The following is a 467-nucleotide window of genomic DNA, read 5'->3' on the forward strand; positions in this document are numbered from 1 at the left end:
CCCAGCATTAGAATTAGGAAATTAGACCTTTTTTGTTACTCCACAAACGCGCCCGATTGTGGAAAAAAGCATATTTTAAACTGATAAATTTTAGCTGTTTCGATTATAAAAATTTCTACCAATAACGTGTCTATCAGATACATTTACAATAAATCTTTAACCTTATCTCTCATTCTGCTGACTAATATGATATTTGGTGATGTCCGGCTTAATTTAGATTGTACTTTATCTACAACTTTTCCAACTGATTCGTAACGCTCACCAGTTTTCTCAATCACTCTCCCGATTTGTTTGGTTATAAACCCAGAAAAAGGAATAGCTGTATTGGCAATTTCTTGTGTTAAGTCCAAACCTACACCCTTCACATCCCAAGAATCTAATCTTCTTTTGTTTCGTTCATACTGTTTAACACTTTCAATAAAATTACTCACAATTACAACAATCTCTTGTGCTGTTTTTTTATGCGT

1 protein-coding gene is annotated in these 467 nt (G+C 33.2%); it reads right to left on the reverse strand.

The features are described from left to right. Positions 1–143: 143 nt before the first annotated feature. Positions 144–467, reverse strand: a 324-nt coding sequence (locus KVT37_RS31860; RefSeq protein WP_217578973.1) for a hypothetical protein, incomplete at its 5' end; no start/stop codon positions are given.

The sequence above is a fragment of the Mesorhizobium sp. GbtcB19 genome, assembly GCF_019091085.1.
Classification (GTDB): domain Bacteria; phylum Pseudomonadota; class Alphaproteobacteria; order Rhizobiales; family Rhizobiaceae; genus Mesorhizobium.